The organism is Idiomarina sp. UBA4206 (assembly GCF_002383015.1).
Classification (GTDB): Bacteria; Pseudomonadota; Gammaproteobacteria; order Enterobacterales; family Alteromonadaceae; genus Idiomarina; species Idiomarina abyssalis.
In genome coordinates this window covers 23,453-24,584 of sequence record NZ_DFTS01000045.1, presented here as the reverse complement: position 1 = coordinate 24,584, position 1,132 = coordinate 23,453, and the positions used below count along the sequence as shown (strand labels likewise).

The window sequence follows — 1,132 nt, the reverse complement described above, 5'->3', positions numbered from 1 at the left end:
CCAGAGGGTGACCCGCTTGCCGTGGATGGGCAGATCACGATAGGGAATATCACGCTTGCCGATCCTCACGAACTCACCCTGCACGCCGCATTCCTCACAGGCGACGGGATCGGGCGCGTCCACTTGGAAGTGCATTTCGTCGTCGGTGAATTTGAAGCCCAGCACCTGGTACTCAGGCAGGTGCAGGATATTGTCGGGCATTTCGGTCATGCGACCCACTCCTTACGGCTGCCGAGTGTCACATTGGCAAGCTTCATTTACCTCTCCTCTCTTGCAAACAAGAATACTACCCCCTAGTATATGAAAATACTGTCCACCAGTATAGTTTAAGCTACTTAGAGAGACGGCCGCATGCATACGATCAAAGACAAAGCCAAGCTATTAGCCCGCGTTCGTCGCATTCAGGGGCAGGCAGCGGCACTGGAAAAGCAGCTTGACGAGGAAGGCGATTGCACGGCTGTGCTGCAACAAATCGCCGCGATTCGTGGGGCGGTGAATGGACTGATGGCAGCCATCATTGAGGGGCACTTGACTGATCACGTCGTCAGGGAACCCGAGTTGGAGCAGCGGAAACAAGACTTGGAAGCGGTGCTGCAGGTCATCAAGTCCTACCTCAAGTAGAACATCACGAGCTACAGCGTGGGTGCCCTAGACAGAGGCGAACTTTGGCAGTGATTTAATATCCGCGCCCCTGAAGTTCTTGCGGAACCGGAGCTGTTAGCAGGGCTACGCCATCAATCGCCACCACTTTCATTGGTCTTGCTGACCATAATTTTTATCAACTCGGAGTATTACAGTATGCATGGTCACAGGCTCGAAGAATGGCAACACAATCATGTTTTTGGTCAAGATCGTAAAAAATCCGGTGAAATACGCTCACTGATCGTCGTCGCTCTAACTGTCGTCATGATGGTTTGGGAAATTCTGGCCGGTGTCTTATACGGTTCGATGGCCCTCCTGGCCGATGGCCTTCATATGGGCTCTCATGCTGTCGCTCTGGGTATTGCAGCCTTCGCCTATGCATACGCTCGCCGCAACGCAGGCAATACACAGTTCTCATTTGGGACCGGGAAGGTCAATGCGCTAGGCGGGTTCACCGGCGCGGTCCTACTGGCAGGCTTCGCCCTGTATA

General features: G+C 53.7%; 3 protein-coding genes. 2 read left to right on the top strand and 1 reads right to left on the bottom strand.

Annotated features, from left to right (window positions below; translation table 11 throughout):
- Positions 1-210, bottom strand: a 210-nt coding sequence (locus tag B3180_RS10565) for a transposase family protein (protein ID WP_349677618.1), incomplete at its 3' end; no start/stop codon positions are given.
- Positions 211-351: 141 nt separating this feature from the next.
- Between B3180_RS10565 and B3180_RS10560 the strand changes: the two genes are divergently transcribed.
- Positions 352-621 (top strand): metal/formaldehyde-sensitive transcriptional repressor, encoded by a 270-nt coding sequence (locus B3180_RS10560; protein WP_278358770.1) that lies wholly within the window; start codon positions 352-354, stop codon positions 619-621.
- 138 nt (positions 622-759) lie between these two features.
- The coding region (locus tag B3180_RS10555) for a cation transporter (RefSeq protein ID WP_286844407.1) at positions 760-1,132 on the top strand (373 nt) is incomplete at its 3' end.